General features: G+C 73.4%; 13 protein-coding genes. 4 read left to right on the forward strand and 9 right to left on the reverse strand.

Annotated features, from left to right (window positions below; genetic code table 11):
- Positions 1-31: 31 nt before the first annotated feature.
- From G401_RS0124930 to G401_RS0124955, 6 genes are all read right to left on the reverse strand, one after another.
- Complete coding sequence (locus tag G401_RS0124930; protein ID WP_027344626.1) at positions 32-2,812, reverse strand: ABC transporter permease; 2,781 nt, start codon at positions 2,810-2,812, stop codon at positions 32-34.
- Positions 2,809-3,018, reverse strand: a complete 210-nt coding sequence (locus tag G401_RS58415) for a P-loop NTPase family protein (protein ID WP_027344627.1) — start codon at positions 3,016-3,018, stop codon at positions 2,809-2,811. Before G401_RS58415 ends, G401_RS0124930 begins: the two co-directional genes overlap by 4 nt.
- A 206-nt stretch (positions 3,019-3,224) precedes the next feature.
- Positions 3,225-4,574: a hypothetical protein gene (locus tag G401_RS0124940; RefSeq protein ID WP_027344628.1), complete on the reverse strand. Its 1,350-nt coding sequence runs from the start codon at positions 4,572-4,574 to the stop codon at positions 3,225-3,227.
- Positions 4,575-4,696: 122 nt separating this feature from the next.
- Positions 4,697-5,260 (reverse strand): hypothetical protein, encoded by a 564-nt coding sequence (locus G401_RS0124945; protein ID WP_211240835.1) that lies wholly within the window; start codon positions 5,258-5,260, stop codon positions 4,697-4,699.
- Positions 5,261-5,323: 63 nt separating this feature from the next.
- The gene (locus G401_RS0124950; RefSeq protein WP_027344630.1) at positions 5,324-6,367 is read right to left on the reverse strand and encodes a hypothetical protein; all 1,044 of its coding nucleotides are present in this window, start codon (positions 6,365-6,367) and stop codon (positions 5,324-5,326) included.
- A gap of 61 nt (positions 6,368-6,428) precedes the next feature.
- Entirely contained in the window at positions 6,429-7,094 is a 666-nt protein-coding gene (locus G401_RS0124955; RefSeq protein ID WP_027344631.1) for a TetR/AcrR family transcriptional regulator, read from the reverse strand.
- A 146-nt stretch (positions 7,095-7,240) separates the two neighbouring features.
- Here G401_RS0124955 and G401_RS53290 point away from each other — a divergent pair, with 146 nt between their 5' ends.
- Positions 7,241-8,704, forward strand: a complete 1,464-nt coding sequence (locus G401_RS53290) for a peptidoglycan DD-metalloendopeptidase family protein (RefSeq protein WP_051367117.1) — start codon at positions 7,241-7,243, stop codon at positions 8,702-8,704.
- Positions 8,705-8,732: 28 nt separating this feature from the next.
- Here the strand turns inward: G401_RS53290 and G401_RS0124965 are convergent, their stop codons facing one another.
- Genes G401_RS0124965 through G401_RS0124975 form a run of 3 tightly spaced genes read right to left on the reverse strand, consistent with a single transcriptional unit; the run spans position 8,733 to position 9,737 of the window.
- Positions 8,733-9,089, reverse strand: a complete 357-nt coding sequence (locus tag G401_RS0124965) for a hypothetical protein (protein ID WP_027344632.1) — start codon at positions 9,087-9,089, stop codon at positions 8,733-8,735.
- A complete protein-coding gene (locus tag G401_RS48225; RefSeq protein WP_051367118.1) occupies positions 9,083-9,391 on the reverse strand; it encodes a hypothetical protein in 309 nt (102 codons plus the stop codon). The genes G401_RS0124965 and G401_RS48225 overlap by 7 nt, the downstream gene beginning before the upstream one ends.
- 13 nt (positions 9,392-9,404) lie before the next feature.
- Positions 9,405-9,737, reverse strand: a complete 333-nt coding sequence (locus G401_RS0124975; protein WP_027344633.1) for a hypothetical protein — start codon at positions 9,735-9,737, stop codon at positions 9,405-9,407.
- A 124-nt stretch (positions 9,738-9,861) separates the two neighbouring features.
- On the opposite strand from G401_RS0124975, the gene G401_RS48230 reads away from it, so the two are divergent.
- The 3 genes from G401_RS48230 (at position 9,862) to G401_RS53295 (ending at position 14,800) form a co-directional block, all read left to right on the forward strand.
- On the forward strand, positions 9,862-12,075 hold the full coding sequence (locus tag G401_RS48230) for an ATP-binding protein (RefSeq protein ID WP_051367119.1): 2,214 nt from the start codon (positions 9,862-9,864) through the stop codon (positions 12,073-12,075).
- 81 nt (positions 12,076-12,156) lie between these two features.
- Positions 12,157-12,705, forward strand: coding sequence for a PH domain-containing protein (locus tag G401_RS48235; RefSeq protein WP_051367120.1), 549 nt, complete (start codon positions 12,157-12,159; stop codon positions 12,703-12,705).
- 85 nt (positions 12,706-12,790) lie between these two features.
- Entirely contained in the window at positions 12,791-14,800 is a 2,010-nt protein-coding gene (locus G401_RS53295) for a DUF4132 domain-containing protein (RefSeq protein ID WP_051367121.1), read from the forward strand.
- The last annotated feature ends 2 nt before the right edge of the window (positions 14,801-14,802 follow it).

Here is a 14,802-nt window from a genome sequence, read left to right on the forward strand (position 1 = left end):
CTGGAGCCGACGGACCGCGAACCATCCGGGCCTAGTCTTCGGCGAGCAGCCGCGCGGCCGGGATCGACCGGATCATCCGCATCGGCACCGCGGACGCCAGGAGGGCCAGCACGACGCCCCCGGCCGCGCAGGCCGCCGCCACCGCGTACGCGTCGCGGGTCAGCTGCGGTGCGAGCAGAGCCGTCAGCCCGAGGGCGAGGACGCCGCCGGCCACCGCCCCGGCCGAGGCGATCAACGCGGCCTCGTACGCGACGAGCCGGGCCAGCGGCCGGTCGGCCCATCCGGTGGCGCGCAGGAGGGCGTACTCGGCGGATCGTTCACGGACGTTGACGTAGAGCACGTCGGCGACCGAGACCGCGCCCAGCAGGGCGGTGATCGCGGCGGCCAGGTAGTCGGCCGGGGCGGCCTGCACGGTGACGGCGTTGCCGAGCAGCGAACCGGTGATGCCGCCCTGGAACGCCACGTCGATCACGGCGAGCAGTACGACGGCGGTCATGCCGACGGTGAGGCTCAACGCGCCGAGCACGCTGCGGCCGGGCGTACGCGCGACGTTGCGGACGGCGAGCCCGAACACGCCGCGCAGCGCGACACCGTGCCGGCGTGCCGTCACCGCCGGGCGCAGGGCCGCCGCGGGTGTCGCCCGGGTGGCCCGGACGGCCGGGCCGAGACCGGCGAGCAGGGCCAGCCCGACCGCCGCCGGGACCGCCAGCAATGCCACCCGGTGCTGGATCGGTACGCCGAGCGGCGGTGCGAGCCCGAACGCCGCGCCGGTTCCCAGGACGCCGGCGGCCAGCCCGACGGCGGCCGCCTCCCCGAGGACCAGGCCGAACAGCCGCCGGGCCGGCCAGCCGAGGCAGGACAGGACGCCCAGCTCGGTGCGGCGCGTACGCACGGCCGCCGAGGTCGCGTTGCCGACGGCCAGCCCGCAGGCGATCAGGACGAGCAGGGCGAACAGGACCGTCTTGCGGTCGACGGCGGTCACGACGTTCGCTGCGACGCCCTTCTTCGACCAGGGTTCGGCCACGACCATCGCGGGCCGCCCGTACTTCCCGGCCGGGAGGCTGATGTCCACGTTGGACGGTGACGCGCCGACCACCACGTCGACCCGCAACCCGGTCAGCGCGTGGATCCGGTCGCCGACCGCCCGCAACCGCTCGGTCGACAGGTCGTCGAGGCCGACGTCGCCGGTCAGGCGTACGCGTACCATGCTGATCGGCTTGTCGGCGTTGGTGACCTGCCGGAACGGATCGCGCAGCAGGGCCTGCATCCCGGCCAGGGTGGTGACGACGGACGGGCGGTGGGCGATCAGGCCGCCGAGATTGGTCGACGGCAGCAGCTTGCGGTCGCCGAGCGCGGCCCGGGCGGCGTCGTCGGCGGCGGTCGCCCCCGGCACGTACGCGAGGTCCATCGGCGCCTGCGTCAACTGGGGCCCGGTGACGATGCGATCGGGATCGAACTGCCCGACGGCCTGCAGGTCCGGCAGTTGCTTGACCCACGTGCCGTCCTCGACCTGCTCGTAGGAGGCGCCGTCCGGGCTGCGGTCGGTGAACGGCCGGACCATCGTGTCGCCGAGGTCGATCGGGTTCTGCCAGCCCCAGTAGTCGAACGGCCCCGCGATCAGCTGCGCCGACGGCGGGACGGCCTGGGCGCGCAGGGCGGGATCCACCGCCACCGGACCGGTCACCACGAGGTTGTTCACCTCGGCGTAGTAGTCGTCCGGCCGGTCGTGCACCTTCGTGACGGCCCGGACCACGTCCGCGTACGCGGTGTCGGCGCCCACCGTCTCGTGGCCGACCACCTGGCCGGGCCGCTCGTCGAGGACGTTCATCGCGGCGGTGCTGTCGGACACGGTCGTGACGGCGGGGACTCCGTCCACCCGGGACACCGACAGCTCGACCCGCTCGTCCACCTGCGTACGCCCGGCCAGCAACATCGGGATGGTCGCGGTGGTATACGACCCCGGCGGCATCCGCGATCCGGCCGGGACCTGGGAGATCGTCCGCGTCGACGGCCCGTCCGCGGCGGTCAGGTAGCGGCCGGCGGTGACCGCCGTGTCCAGCCCGTCCAGCCGCGCCTCCTGCGCCGGGTCGACGCCGACCACCAGCATCGGGAAGCCGAACTGGACGTAGACGTACGGATGCCCGCCGGACATCCCGTCCTCCAGGATGGACGCGGAGGTGGGGTCGGTGGACCAGCAGACGAGGACCCGCCGCTGCGACGGCAGCAGGTTGGTGTCGGAGTAGCCGCCGGAGTTGCCGCACACGTCGACGGACCGGCCGCCGATCCGCTCGTGCAGCCGGCTGCCGTCCCAGTCGATGTGGTTCTTCGTCACGTACAGGTAGATGTCCCCGTCCGGAAGGCGGCTGGTCCCGCCGTCCGCGACGAAGGTCGGGGAGACCCGCAGCACCTGCTGGTCCACGCCGGACTTCACATAGGGCGTCAGGTCGATCTTCACCCGGCCGTACTGGATGACGTAGCCGCCGACGCCGATCGGCGCCGCCACGTCCACGTCCGGCAGGGCCGCGATCCGCCGCCACTGCGCCTCGGTGATGCCGCCCGACATCCCGGCCAGCTGTCCACTCTGGACGAGACCCTGGGCCTGCTCGACGGGGGTGACGGCGTCGGCCGGGCGTACCATCAGGTCGTAGGCCGGACGCGCGGCGTCGGTGACCGTGGCGGTGAGTTCGAGCCGCGACTGGCGGGCGGCGGAGAACAGCAGCGCGAAGCTCGCCACGGCGATGGCGACGGCGGCGAGGGTGGCGACCGAACGGCCGCGGCGCAGGCGCAACTGGGCCCAGATCAGGCGGATCACCGGCGCGGGCCTTCCCCGCGGGCCAGGGTCTCGGCGGCGTCGGCGGCGCCGATCAGGTGCAGCAGCGTGGACCTACCCGAGCCGCCCGGCCCGGTGACCGCGGTCATCGTGCCGGGCCCGAAGGCCCGGCTGACGCCGTCGAACGCGGTCACCGGTCCGAACGCCTTGCGTACGCCGTCGAGGACGACGTCCCCCGATTGGGTCATGGCGACGAGTGTGGCTGTTGCATTGTGACAATGCAAGGGCCGTCCCGGCCGGAGCGACCACCCGCGGACGGGTCTTGATTTCCTTGCCGGTGTTGTTCCGCACCTCGAAGCGGCGGGCGGCGAACCCGACGAACATCACTGCGTTGGCCACCGGCTGAGCGTCGACCAGGGCTGTTACCGGATTCTTACCACGACCCCGGCCCGGGTCAGGGCAGGCCGTGGGCGGCGCGGTCGAGGATCGTGCGCACTGCGTCGCCCTGGTTGTCGAGGAACGCGTAGTGCCGCTGCACCACCGCCTCCGGATCGGTGATCGAGACGCCGAAGAACTTGCTGAAGAAGCGGGCCTGGTCCAGCCGTGCCGGCCCGATGATCTGCTGCCCGGCGGCGTCCAGCTCGGCGCTCGTGCCCGGCGCGCCGCCCACCACCGTCACCGTCCGCAAGGCCCGGGCGGCGACGAAGAAGTAGCTCGGCAGCGTCTCCTGCGCGACGAACCGCACGACGTCGGAGAGCGTACGCGTGATCGTGCGGGCGAAGTGGTGGTGACTGTCGCGCTCGCCCCGGAACAGATCGTGGTACGCGTGCCCGGCGGACACCTCGTCGTAGCGGATCTCGAAGAGCCGCGCGACCGGGAACGGCGTGAACCCGTGCCCGGCGTGCGGATCGGACTGCAGCTCCCGTTCGTGGGAGAACTGCCGGTCCATGTCCAGCATGACCTTCGTGTCGCCGGGCGGCAGCTTCGCGTCCCGCAGCAGCGCGGCGACCGTCCCGCCGAGCCGCAGCTGCCGGGTGTACGCCTCGTCGACGACCTGGCGCACGGTGCTCATGATCAGGCAGCGTTCGGTGGACGTGCTGCCCGGTACGCGTACCGTCTCGACGATGTCCTGGATGTTGCAGCCCCAGACGCGGAAGCTGCCCGCCGGGGCGAACCCGAGACGGAACTCCTCCAGCGCGTGGGTGTTGGCTGCGCCGTCCTCGCCCATGTCGGGCTGGAAGTCGACGGCCGCCCGGCCGTCGGTGTCGTCGGGATCGCGCCGGTCGCCCGCGCCGGCGGAGGTGTTGAACAGCACCGGCCCGTCCACGAAGGCGTGCGAGAAGATGCTCAGCTCCAGCACGCTGCCCCGCGGCGCCCTGCGCACGGTGTGGTACGCGTTGACGATCGACACCGCGTGGTCGGACGCGGCGGCCCGGGCGGCCGCGACCGGCCGCCAGTCCACGAACCTCTTCGGATCGCTCGCGGCGTCCAGCGGCCCGTGCGCGGTGGCGAAGTCCGCGTCCAGCGTCGCCCAGTTGCGCTGCACGTGGCGGGCGGCGGGATCGGCGACGACTCCCTTCTGGGTCGCGAAGTCGTGCTCGTAGATCAGGGTGCTCGCCGAGTGGCAGTCGAAGTGGACGAACCGCAGGACGGTGTCGTCCTTCACGACCGCCCCGGGCTTGGCCCGGTCGCGGTAGAACTGGGCGACCAGTTCGCCGACGCGCAGCCAGGCGCAGCGGGCGAAGCCGTCGTCGTGCCCTTCCGGGTCGCCGCTGACGAGGATGACGAAGAGCGGATCAGCCATGGTGGGCCCTCGCTTCCGATCGAACGGGCAGTCGCCGTCGGTGCGCCGCGACGTGGCGAGTATGTCCCGATCGGGGCGATGTGGACTGTCGGTTCGGCGACCGGCCGTCGGACGGGCAACCGTCAGAGCGCCTCGCCGCCGCCGCCGAGGAGGACCGTCAGGGCCGCCCAGGAGTCGACGGCCGTCACCCAGTCCGGCAGCTCGCCGGCGGTGGCTTCCGCGGTCCCGCCGGTGAACAGGTAGCGGCGGTCGACCGTCTCCAGGTACGCGAGCACGTCGAGCCGGTCGTCGACGAAATCGGTGATGCCGAGGCGCTCGCAGACCGGGGCCTTGTCCCGCCGCTCCCGGACGAAGTGCACGTCGCCCCGGCCCACCCCGGTACGCGTGAAGAAGTCGTGGTGCTCCAGCCAGGCCCGGGTGTTGGCCTCGACCTTGGGGCCGGCCTTCGAGACGAGGTGGACGCGGCCGGCGTACGGGCCCGCGGCGAGGGTCGCGAGGGCTTCGAAGACGCCGTCGGTCGCCGGGGTCTCCAGCGGCCGGGTGCCGAAGAAGGAGGTGTCCTCGTCCCGCCCGGCCAGCGCCACGATCACGCCGCCGACGTCGACGCCGAGCGTGGGCTGCTGTTTCCAGCCCGGGCCCCGATACGGTGACCGGGGTGCCCGGGGGCCCCGCCGCTGATGCGCCACTGTGGACCTCCCGCTTCGCGAACGGTCCAGTTGTAGCAGGCGTTCGCTAAGACGGCGGCCGATTTATACGCTGAAGTCCACGGTGAACGGGCTGTCGAACGCCGCCGAGCCCTGCCAGCACTGGACGACGACGCCCGTGATCCACCAGAACACGACCCCGCACCGTTCCATGCCGAAGCTGTACGCGCTCACGTGGACGCTCCCGCCGGTCAACGGCTGTCCCGGCATCGTGACCACCGACCGCCCGACCCCGGTACGCGTGACCGTCATCGCCGAGCCCGTCGTGTTGTACGAGGTCGTCGGCGTGTACGGCGTGGTCCGGCTGAGCGGCGCCGGCGGGTCGATCCGCGCGTACGCGGCGGGCACGTGCCCGAGGAACCCGGTCGTGATGGACGTCGTGAGGGTGAAGTACGCGTCGACCGGCGCGCTCGCGGCGTCGACGCACTGGACGAACACGGTGCCGCCGAAGTCCGGGTAGCCGGGGGAGGCGAAGCTGGCGATCGAGCACGGGTTGGCGGCGTACCCGTACCCGGTCACCTGGACGTCCCCGACGCCCCGGACGCCGGCCACGGTCACCCGGTAGTCGCCGGTCCCGAGCCGCTGGATCGTGCTCAGCTGCCCCGACGAGTTGTACTGGTAGGTCGCCGTCGGCGTGTAGGCGGCCGCCCCCGGCTGATCCGCGAACAGGTACGCGTACTCCGGGGCGGCCGGGCGGTTGGTGAAGGCGGCCGTGAACTGGGTGTCGGCGTACGCGGTGCCGTGGAAGCAGTAGACCCGGATCTTCAGGAGGTCGCCGGACCAGGTCCAGAAGCCGATCTGGCAGGTGTTGCCCGACGAGCCGTACGCCGTCGCGTGCGCCACGCCGCCGCTCGTACCGAGCCCGGGCAGCTGGACCTCGTACTGGCCGGCGGCGAGGCGGACCACGTGGTTGACGCCGCCGGTCGAGTTGAAGCTGTAGGCCGCGGCCGGGTCGTAGGCCGCCGCCGACGGCTGGTCCGCCCACAGGTACGCGTACCCGGAAGCGGCGCCCGCCTGGGCGGTCGACGGAGTCAGCAGGACGCCCAGCACTCCGGCCAGGCTCAGGAGGAACGCGCTCGTACGCCGCACAGGCGCAGTATGCGTACGGCGGGGAGGTTGTGGGGTCGTTGTGTCGCCAGCGCGACGGACCTCAGCCCGGCAGGCGGGCGATGCCGGCGAGGATGAGGTCGACGCCGGCGAGGAACTGGGCGCGGTCGTCGTGCCGGGGCAGCTGGTCGGCGATCTCGTGCAGGAACGGGTACTCGTCGGGGTCGAGGGTCCGCCAGGCGGCCGCCTCGGCCGCGAGGATCGCGGTGCGGTCGCCGCCCGGCGGCTGCGTACGCGCGTTCGCGGCGTTCTGCCGGCTGCTGCCGATGATGTAGTTCAGCAGCGCCGATGCCGAGGTGAACCGGTCCGCCGCCGGTACGCCGAGCGCCAGGGTCTGCTGCCCGAGCCGTTCGAGGATCCGCCGCATCGCCGGCTGGGCCGGGGCCCGGGAGAGCTGCGCGCCGGCCCAGGGATGCTCGTCGACGGCGTCGAAGACGGCGAGCGCGACCGCGCGGACGGCCTGCGCCGGGTCGGCGGCGTCGGGCCGGCCGGTCGCGCCGGCGAGGACCGCCTCGGTGGCGGCGACCAGCAGCTCGTTCTTGTTCGCCACGTGCCAGTAGATCGCGCCGGGACCGGTCGCCAGGCGGGCGCTGAGCGCGCGGAAGGTCAGCCCGTCCTCGCCGTCCGCGTCGAGAAGGGTGATCGCCGCGGCGACGATGCGCTCGCGCGACAGCGCCTGCTCGCGCCGCTCCGTGGTTCTCCCTGCCATGCATCCATCCTGGCACGGCTTGGAACGTCGTTCCAAGCCGGCTGGAAAGCAGGCCCGCATCTTCGCGGATCCGTGGGGTTGGCAATAGATCAACGTAACTTTAATCTCAGGCTCCGACACCCCCTGAACCCCCGAGGGAGCCGTACATGGGCCTCGCCCGCCGCGATGTTCTTCGTCTCGCCGCCACCACCGGAGCCGCCGCCCTGGGAGCGACCGCCGGCGGCATCCTCCTGGCCACCCCCGCCTTCGCCTTCCCCGCCGTCTACAACCCCTTCGCCGGCTACCCGATCAGCGACGGGTGGCAGGACCACATCAACCGGGGCTCGCTCGGCGGCATCGACTTCGTCATGCCCGTCGGCACGCCGCTGCCCGCCTGCGGCGCCGGCGTCGTCACCAACATCCCGGAGAACGGGACCGGCGGCAACACCGTCACCATCGACCTCGGCGAGGGCTACCGCAGCCAGTACATGCACCTCTCGCAGTTCCTGCTCGCCAACGGCACCGCCGTCGGCCCCGGCGCCATCGTGGGCCTGTCCGGCGGGGCGGCCGGCGCACCGGGTTCCGGCAGCTCCACCGGCCCGCACTGCCACTGGCACATGATCGACCCCAGCGGTACGCGGATCGACCCGCTCGCGTACATCGCGGCGCATCCGGGGTCGCCGGCTCCCACGTCGGGCCCGATGTACCACGAGATCCGGGCGGCGAGCGGGGCGTGGAGCGGATTCCAGCCGCTGAACGGATACCTGACGACGCTGCCGGGCAACGCGAAGGACATGGCGATCGCCGGGTTCGCCGACGGCAGCGCCCAGGTCGCGATCATCGGCGCCGACGACTGCGTGTACCACCGCGTACGCAACGCCAACGCGACCTGGTCGTCGTTCCAGCCGGTCGTCGGGGTCGGGACGACCAGCGCCGCCAAGGCCAAGCGGATCAGCCTGGCGGCCCTGCCGGACGGGAGCGCGCAGCTGCTCATGATCGGCGCCGACGGGACCGTCTACCACCGCGTACGCAACGCCAACGGCACGTGGCAGGACTTCACCCGGGTCAGCGGCTACCAGACGACGGCACCGGCCGGCGCCAAGGACGTCGCGATCTGCGGGATGCCCGACGGCTCCGCCCAGGTGCTCATCGTCGGCATGGACGACGGGATCTACCACCGCGTACGCGGCGCCGGCGGCAGCTGGTCCGCCTTCGGGCCGCTGAACGGCAACGGCACCACCGCGACCGCGCTCGGCAGCGCCGTCGCGATCACGGGCCTGCCCGACGGCTCCTCGCAGACGGTCATCGCGGGCGGTGGCGGCGCCCTGCACCACCGCATCCGGTACGCCAACGGCACCTGGTCGGCGTTCCAGCCGGTCCCCGGAGTCGGGACGACGGCCCCGGCGGTCGCCCAGGACGTCTCGATCGCCGGCACGGCCGACGGTGCGGCGCAGGTCGTGATCATCGGTGCCGACGACGCCGTCTACCACCGGATCCGGGCCGCGAACGGGACCTGGAGCGCGTTCGGCACCCTGCCCGGCAACGGTACGCCGACCCCCGCGAAGGGCAGCCGCGTGTCGATCGCCGGGATGCCGGGCAACGTGGCGCAACTGGTGATCGTCGGCCGCTGAGCACGGCGGAACGCGGCGTCCCCGTTCGTCAGGAGGCGCCGCATTCCCGTGCGGAAAGGCCGGTCGCCGTCGGCCCGGAGACCGCGCCCGGCGGGATCCAGGCGCAGAAGTTGTTGCTGCCGTAGTTGCGGCCGTAGTGGTAGCCGCTGGCCGTGGTCTCGTGGACGCCGAACGACGTGCCCGCGCGGGCGATCCCGACGAAGTAGCCGCACGGCTTGTTCTGCAGCCACGTGCCCGCGGGGATCGTGCCGGTGTTGCCGCACGCGGCCGCCGGCTTCGGGGCGTTGGCGATGATCGTGTGGCGGTTCACCGCCCAGGCCGGATGGGCCGCGGCCGCCCCGACGGTCAGGACGGCCGCGATCAGCACGGCGAAGCGCTTCAGCACTGGCCGCTGCTGTTCGTCAGTGCGCTGTAGGACACCCAGCCCCAGACGTTCTCCCCGCCGTACGCGAACCCGTACGCCCACTGGTAGCCGTTGATGGTCGCGCTGTGGTCGTAGTCGAACGATTCACCCTGGTAGAGGATGGCGATCGCGGCGCTCCCGGGGGCCGAGCGCACCCAGACGTTCTGGGCGCAGACCGTCCGGCGTTCGAGGGCCAGGGCCGGGCCGGCGGTGGCCGCGACGACGGTACCGGTGAGCACGGTCGTGGCCGCCGCCGCGAGGGCGAGCTTGCGCATGGTCTTCATGTGTCCTCCGGTCTCAGTGGTACGGGCAGCTGGTGGCGTTGCTGGAGTTGCCCAGGTCCTGGGCGAGGATGCCGAGCGGGACGTAGCCGGCGATGCCCGGATTGCCGCGTACGTAGCCGAGGCTCCAGTTGCCGCTGGTCGAGTAGTGGTGCCAGACGTCGTAGTAGGACACCCAGCCCACCCGGGTGGAGTTCACCGACGCGCTGGAGTAGACGTCGTGCCCCTGGCTGACACAGAAGTTGGTGCCCACCTGCGCGCTGGCCGGCGAGGCGGCGACGGTCGCGGCGATGGCCGCCGCCACCACCGCGACCCCGGCCCGGCGCAGCAGGCCCTTCGGTACGCTCATGCGCTCTTCCTTCACGAGCTGTGGCCCGCCCGGCGGCGAGCCGACTGCGTTGATCGTCGCGCGTCGATGCCTACCCTGATAGCGTCATTGGGACGGATTAGGACAACGCCGGACGGAGCTGCCTGTGGACGACCCCGTACGCGCGCTCGGCCGCCGCCTCGACGCCGCCCGCCGGCGCCGGGGCTGGACGTTCCGGGAGTTCGCCCGGCACACGGGGCTGTCCAAGAGCACGCTGCAGTACCTGGTCCGGACGCGGCGGACGGCGCCGGAGTATCACGAGCTGACGGCGCTGGTGGGCAAGCTCGGGGAGCCCTGGACCGACGAGTGGGAGCAGCTGTGGCAGCGGGCGGCCAACGGCCCGGACGGCACCGGTCCCCGCCCGGCGCAGCTGCCGGCCGAACCGACGGCGTTCACCGGCCGCCGAAGCGAACTCGCCGACCTCGACCGGTACGCCGCGGCCGGCCGGCTGACCGTCCTGTGCGGGACGGCCGGGGTGGGCAAGACCGCGCTCGCGCTGCGCTGGGCGCACACGGTCCGGACGGCGTACCCCGACGGGCAGCTCTACGTGAACCTGCGCGGCTACGATCCCGGCCGCCCCGTGACCGCCGCCGACGCCCTCGGCGGCTTCCTGCGGTCGCTCGGCGTCGACGGCCGCTCCCTGCCGCCCGGTGCCGACGAGCGGGCCGCCCTGCTGCGTACGCTGCTGGCCGGCAAGCGGCTGCTCCTCCTGCTCGACAACGCCTCCACAGTGGAGCAGGTCCGGCCGCTGCTGCCCGGCGCCGGCGCCTGCTTCGTCCTCGTCACCAGCCGCGACGAGCTGCCGGGCCTCGCCGCCCGCGACGGTGCGGCCCGGGTCGAGGTGGCCCCGTTCGCCACCGACACGGCGACCACGCTGCTGCGCCTGCTCATCGGCCCCCGGGTCGCCGCCGACCCGGCCGCGGCCGCCGCGCTCGCCGCGCAGTGCGCCGGCCTGCCCCTCGCCCTGCGGGTCGCCGCGGAACTCGCCGCCGGCCGCCCCGCGGCGCCGCTGGCCGACCTGGTCGCCGAGCTCGCCGACGAGCGCTGCCGGCTCGACCTGCTCGACGCTGGCGGCGATCCGCACAGTGTCGTGCGCGGCGTGCTCTCCTGGTCCTACCGCGGGCTGCCCGTCGAGACCGCGCGGGCCTTCCGGCGCCTCGGCCTGCATCCCGGCCGCACGTTCGGCGCCGGGGCGGCCGTCACCCTGACCGGTTCGCGCGCGCTCCTCGACGATCTCGTCCGCGCGCACCTCGTGTACCGCTCCGGTCCCACTCGCTACGGGCTGCACGACCTCCTGCGCGCGTACGCGGCGGAGCTGACCCGAACCGTCGACTCGGGACGGATCCGGCGGGCGGGCGTACGCCGCATCCTCGACTACTACCTGCACAGCGCGTACGCGGCGAACGTGGCCCTGGAACCCAACCGGCTGCCGATCAGCCTGCCGCGGGCAGCCCGGTCCGTCCGTCCGCGCTCGTTCGCCACCGCCCCCGACGCGCTGGCCTGGTTCGCCGCCGAGCACGACAACTTGATGGCGGCCGTCGACACCGCGCGTACCGGCGGGTTCGACGAGCACACGTGGCGGCTGGCCTGGACGCTGATGACCTACTTCGAGCGCCGGGGGCACTGGCGCGCGTACGCGGCCACGCACCAGGTCGGGCTGGCGGCGGCCGTCCGGCTCGGGGACACCCCCGGACAGGCCCACGCGCACCGCTGCCTCGCCCGCGCGTACGCCCGGCTGGAACGGCTCGACGACGCCGAGAAGCATTCGCGCCAGGCCCTCGAACTCTACGAACTCCTCGGTGACGAGCGGGGGTGCGCGCGTACGCTGCTGAATCTGAGCGGGCTGGCGGGGCGCCGCGGGCGGCACGCGGAGGCGATGACCGACGACCGCCGGGCGCTGGAGCTGTTCCGCGCGGCCGGGGACCGGCACGGGGAAGCCTTGGCGCTCAACCAGATCAGCTGCGATCACAGCGCGCTGGGCGAGCATGCCGCGGCGCTGGAGCACGGGCGGCTGGCGCTGGAGCGCTTCGCCGAGTTCGCCGACGAGCCGGGGCAGGCCGCCGCGTGGGACACGCTGGGCGTGGCCCACCACGCCCGGGCCGCGTACGCCGATGCGGCCGCCTGCTACGCCCGTGCGCTCGCCCTGTTCCGCGGCCTGGGCGACCGCGGTGCCGAGGCCGACACGCTGACCAATCTCGGCGACACGCACGCGGCCGCGGGGGAGCGGGGTCAGGCGAGGCTGGCCTGGCGTGACGCTCTGGGCATCTACGAGGCCACCGGCCACGCGCGGGCCGCCGACCTGCAGGCGCGCCTCGCCTGAGCTAATTCCGGCATCTGCCGCATATGCCGCGCCCGGCCAGGCAGAATGCGGTCAGAGGTACGCGACGCGAAGGAGTACCCGGTGGCCTTCCCGGACGACCAGCTCACAGCCGACGAGCACGTCATCCTGCACCTGCGGCCGCACTGGAAGGTGCTGTTCGGCCGGGTGCTGCTGGCCGTGCTGGCGATGGTGCTCGTGCTAGCCGTCGCGCTCTGGATCGGCAACCAGTACGTCGTCGGCATCGGCGCCATCCTCGCGGTGCTGGCGGTGGTCTGGCTCGCGGTCTGGCCCTGGGTGGACTGGCGCAGCACGCACTACGTGTTCACCAACGAGCGCGTGATGCTGCGTTCCGGTGTCGTACGCCGAGACCGCCGCGACATCCCGCTCAACCGGATCAACGACCACTCGACGAGCCAGACCGTGCTGGACCGGATGCTCGGCTGCGGCACGATGGTCATCGAGTCGGCGGGCGAGCGGGGGCAGTCGGTCCTGCGGGCGCTGCCCGACATCGACAAGGTGCAGAACGAGCTCAACGAGATCATCGACCAGGCGGTCGCGGGACCGCCGCAGCGACGTATCGACGCGCCGCCCGCGCCTGAGGGCAGCCCCGCGGCCCATCCCCAGCAGTAGGGTCAATCCCCAGCAGCTGTCAGCCGCCGCCGCGTTCTGTCGGTGGCCGGTGGCATGATCCCCGCGACCACGGGGAGATGATCACATGCTGGCAGTGGTGTCCGCCGACGCCGACCGGGCGGAGAACGCCGCGCTCACGGCCGCCCGTCTCGGGCTCGATGCGGACGGCCTGCGCGGGCAATGGTCCGATGAGGACTTCCGGGCCGTGCTGCTGTGGGCCCACCGGCAACTGGTCACCGGCGAGCACCTCGGCCGGACCTGGTGCGAGCGGTTCGTCCGGGAGGTCGCCGCCCGGCCGCAGCCGGCCTGGAACCTGGCACAGGTCGAGTGGATGCTCGACGCCGCCGCGTTCACCCGGCTGCCCTGGGGATTGGCGTACCTGGCCCCGGTGGCGGCGGCCGATGCGCTGGACGGGTTCGACGCCGGCGCGGTCTCGCAACGCCTGTCCTGGATCGCCGACCGCCTCGGCGCGCGGCCGACCGAGCCGCCGGACGCGGACGGCCCGGCGTTGCGGCAGCGTATCGCGGACTTTCTCGACCGGGCCGGCCCGTCGCTGGATCCGTTGTGGCGCAGCCTGCTCAGCCCTGTCCCGGCCGAGGCCGCCGCCGAGACCGGCCGACTGACGGAGATCATGTCGGCGGACGGCGTACCGGAGGTGGTGCAGCACTGCCTCGGGCAGGTCAAGGTCGAACCGACCCGCGCGCGGACGGCCAGGGCCCGCGCGCTCATGGCCGCCGCGCCCCGGTCCGGCGAGGCGAAGCGGGCGGTGCTGGAGCTGTTCTGCGCGGCCGGCGCGCGCGGCGACCGCTCGGACCTGCCCGAGGACACCGAGACGGCACTGCGCGGGCTGGTGTGGCTGCCGGCGGACGACACCGACGAGGCTGCCGACGAGGAGGACACCGAACTCCTCGCCCGGGTGGCGGTCGCCGCCGCGTCGACACCCGCGGGGCTGCCGGGCTACCCGCGCGCGCCGAGGCTCGCCGCCTCCGCCGTGACCGCGCTCGGCCGTCGCCGCCCGGAGGTCGCGCTGCGGACGCTGGCCCGGCTGGCGTCGAGCGTACGCAACAAGGCGCTGGCGAACCGCGTCCAGGCGGCTCTGGCCACGGCGGCGGAGGCCCGGGGCTGGGCGCCGGCGGAGGTCATGGAGCTCGCCGTCGACGACCACGGCCTCGATGCCGACGGGCGGCTCGTCACGGCCGTCGGGGCGTACGAGGTGGTCGTCGAGGTCACCGCGGACAAGGCCCGCCTGTTCGTCCGCCGGGGCGGCCGGGCGCTGACCGGCGTACCCGAGGCGGTCAAGGACGAGATCGGGCCGCTGCGGGCGGCGGTGAAGGAGATCGGCAAGACGCTCGCCGCGCAGCGGCAGCGGATCGACGGGCTGTTCTCGGCCGGCCGAACCTGGGCGTGGGCGGACTGGCAGCAGCGCTACCTGGACCACCCGGTCACCGCGGTGTTCGGCCGGACGCTGCTCTGGCGGACGGAAGGCGGCGTGGTCGGCCTGCCGGAGCGCGACCCCGACGGCTGGGTCCTGTGTGGACTGGACGGTGAGCGGGCGCGCGGCGAGCGGGTTTCCCTGTGGCATCCGCTGCACGCCACGCCGGCGGAGGTCGGCCGCTGGCGTGACCGGATCGACCGCCAGCCGGTCCGGCAGGTGTACCGCGAGATCTACCGGCTCACCCCGGCCGAGGAACAGACGGCCACCCATTCGCACCGGTTCGCCGCGCACATCCTGCGCTACCGGCAGGCCAACGCCCTGATGCGCGTACGCGGCTGGGACGCGCCCTATCTCGGCGCCTGGGACGGCGGCGGGCACAGCACGGCGGTCAAGGAGTTCCGTGACGGAACCTGGCGGGCCGCGTTCTTCCACGACCTCGTCGACAACGGGGACCGGTTCGACTGGGAGGCCCGCCTCTGCACCACCGGCCAGGTACGCTTCGCGCGCCGGGAGGCGGGCGTCTGGACCGCCGCCCCGCTGGCCGAGGTGCCGGCCGAGGTGTTCAGCGAGGCGATGCGCGACGTCGACCTGTTCATTGGGGGTTCCTCGATCGCTGCGGCCCATCCGTCACCCGCGAGCGCCGAATCTCCACTACCGTAGGG

This window comes from Hamadaea tsunoensis DSM 44101 (assembly GCF_000428945.1).
Taxonomy (GTDB): domain Bacteria; phylum Actinomycetota; class Actinomycetes; order Mycobacteriales; family Micromonosporaceae; genus Hamadaea; species Hamadaea tsunoensis.

What these genes read in the sequence shown, in the direction of transcription:
- G401_RS58415 (WP_027344627.1), bottom strand. Translation starts at nt 3,018, where the DNA reads ATGACCCAATCGGGGGACGTCGTCCTCGACGGCGTACGCAAGGCGTTC.
- G401_RS0124940 (WP_027344628.1), bottom strand. Translation starts at nt 4,574, where the DNA reads ATGGCTGATCCGCTCTTCGTCATCCTCGTCAGCGGCGACCCGGAAGGG.
- G401_RS0124955 (WP_027344631.1), bottom strand. Translation starts at nt 7,094, where the DNA reads ATGGCAGGGAGAACCACGGAGCGGCGCGAGCAGGCGCTGTCGCGCGAG.
- G401_RS53290 (WP_051367117.1), top strand. Translation starts at nt 7,241, where the DNA reads ATGGGCCTCGCCCGCCGCGATGTTCTTCGTCTCGCCGCCACCACCGGA.
- G401_RS48225 (WP_051367118.1), bottom strand. Translation starts at nt 9,391, where the DNA reads ATGAAGACCATGCGCAAGCTCGCCCTCGCGGCGGCGGCCACGACCGTG.
- G401_RS0124975 (WP_027344633.1), bottom strand. Translation starts at nt 9,737, where the DNA reads ATGAGCGTACCGAAGGGCCTGCTGCGCCGGGCCGGGGTCGCGGTGGTG.
- G401_RS53295 (WP_051367121.1), top strand. Translation starts at nt 12,791, where the DNA reads ATGCTGGCAGTGGTGTCCGCCGACGCCGACCGGGCGGAGAACGCCGCG.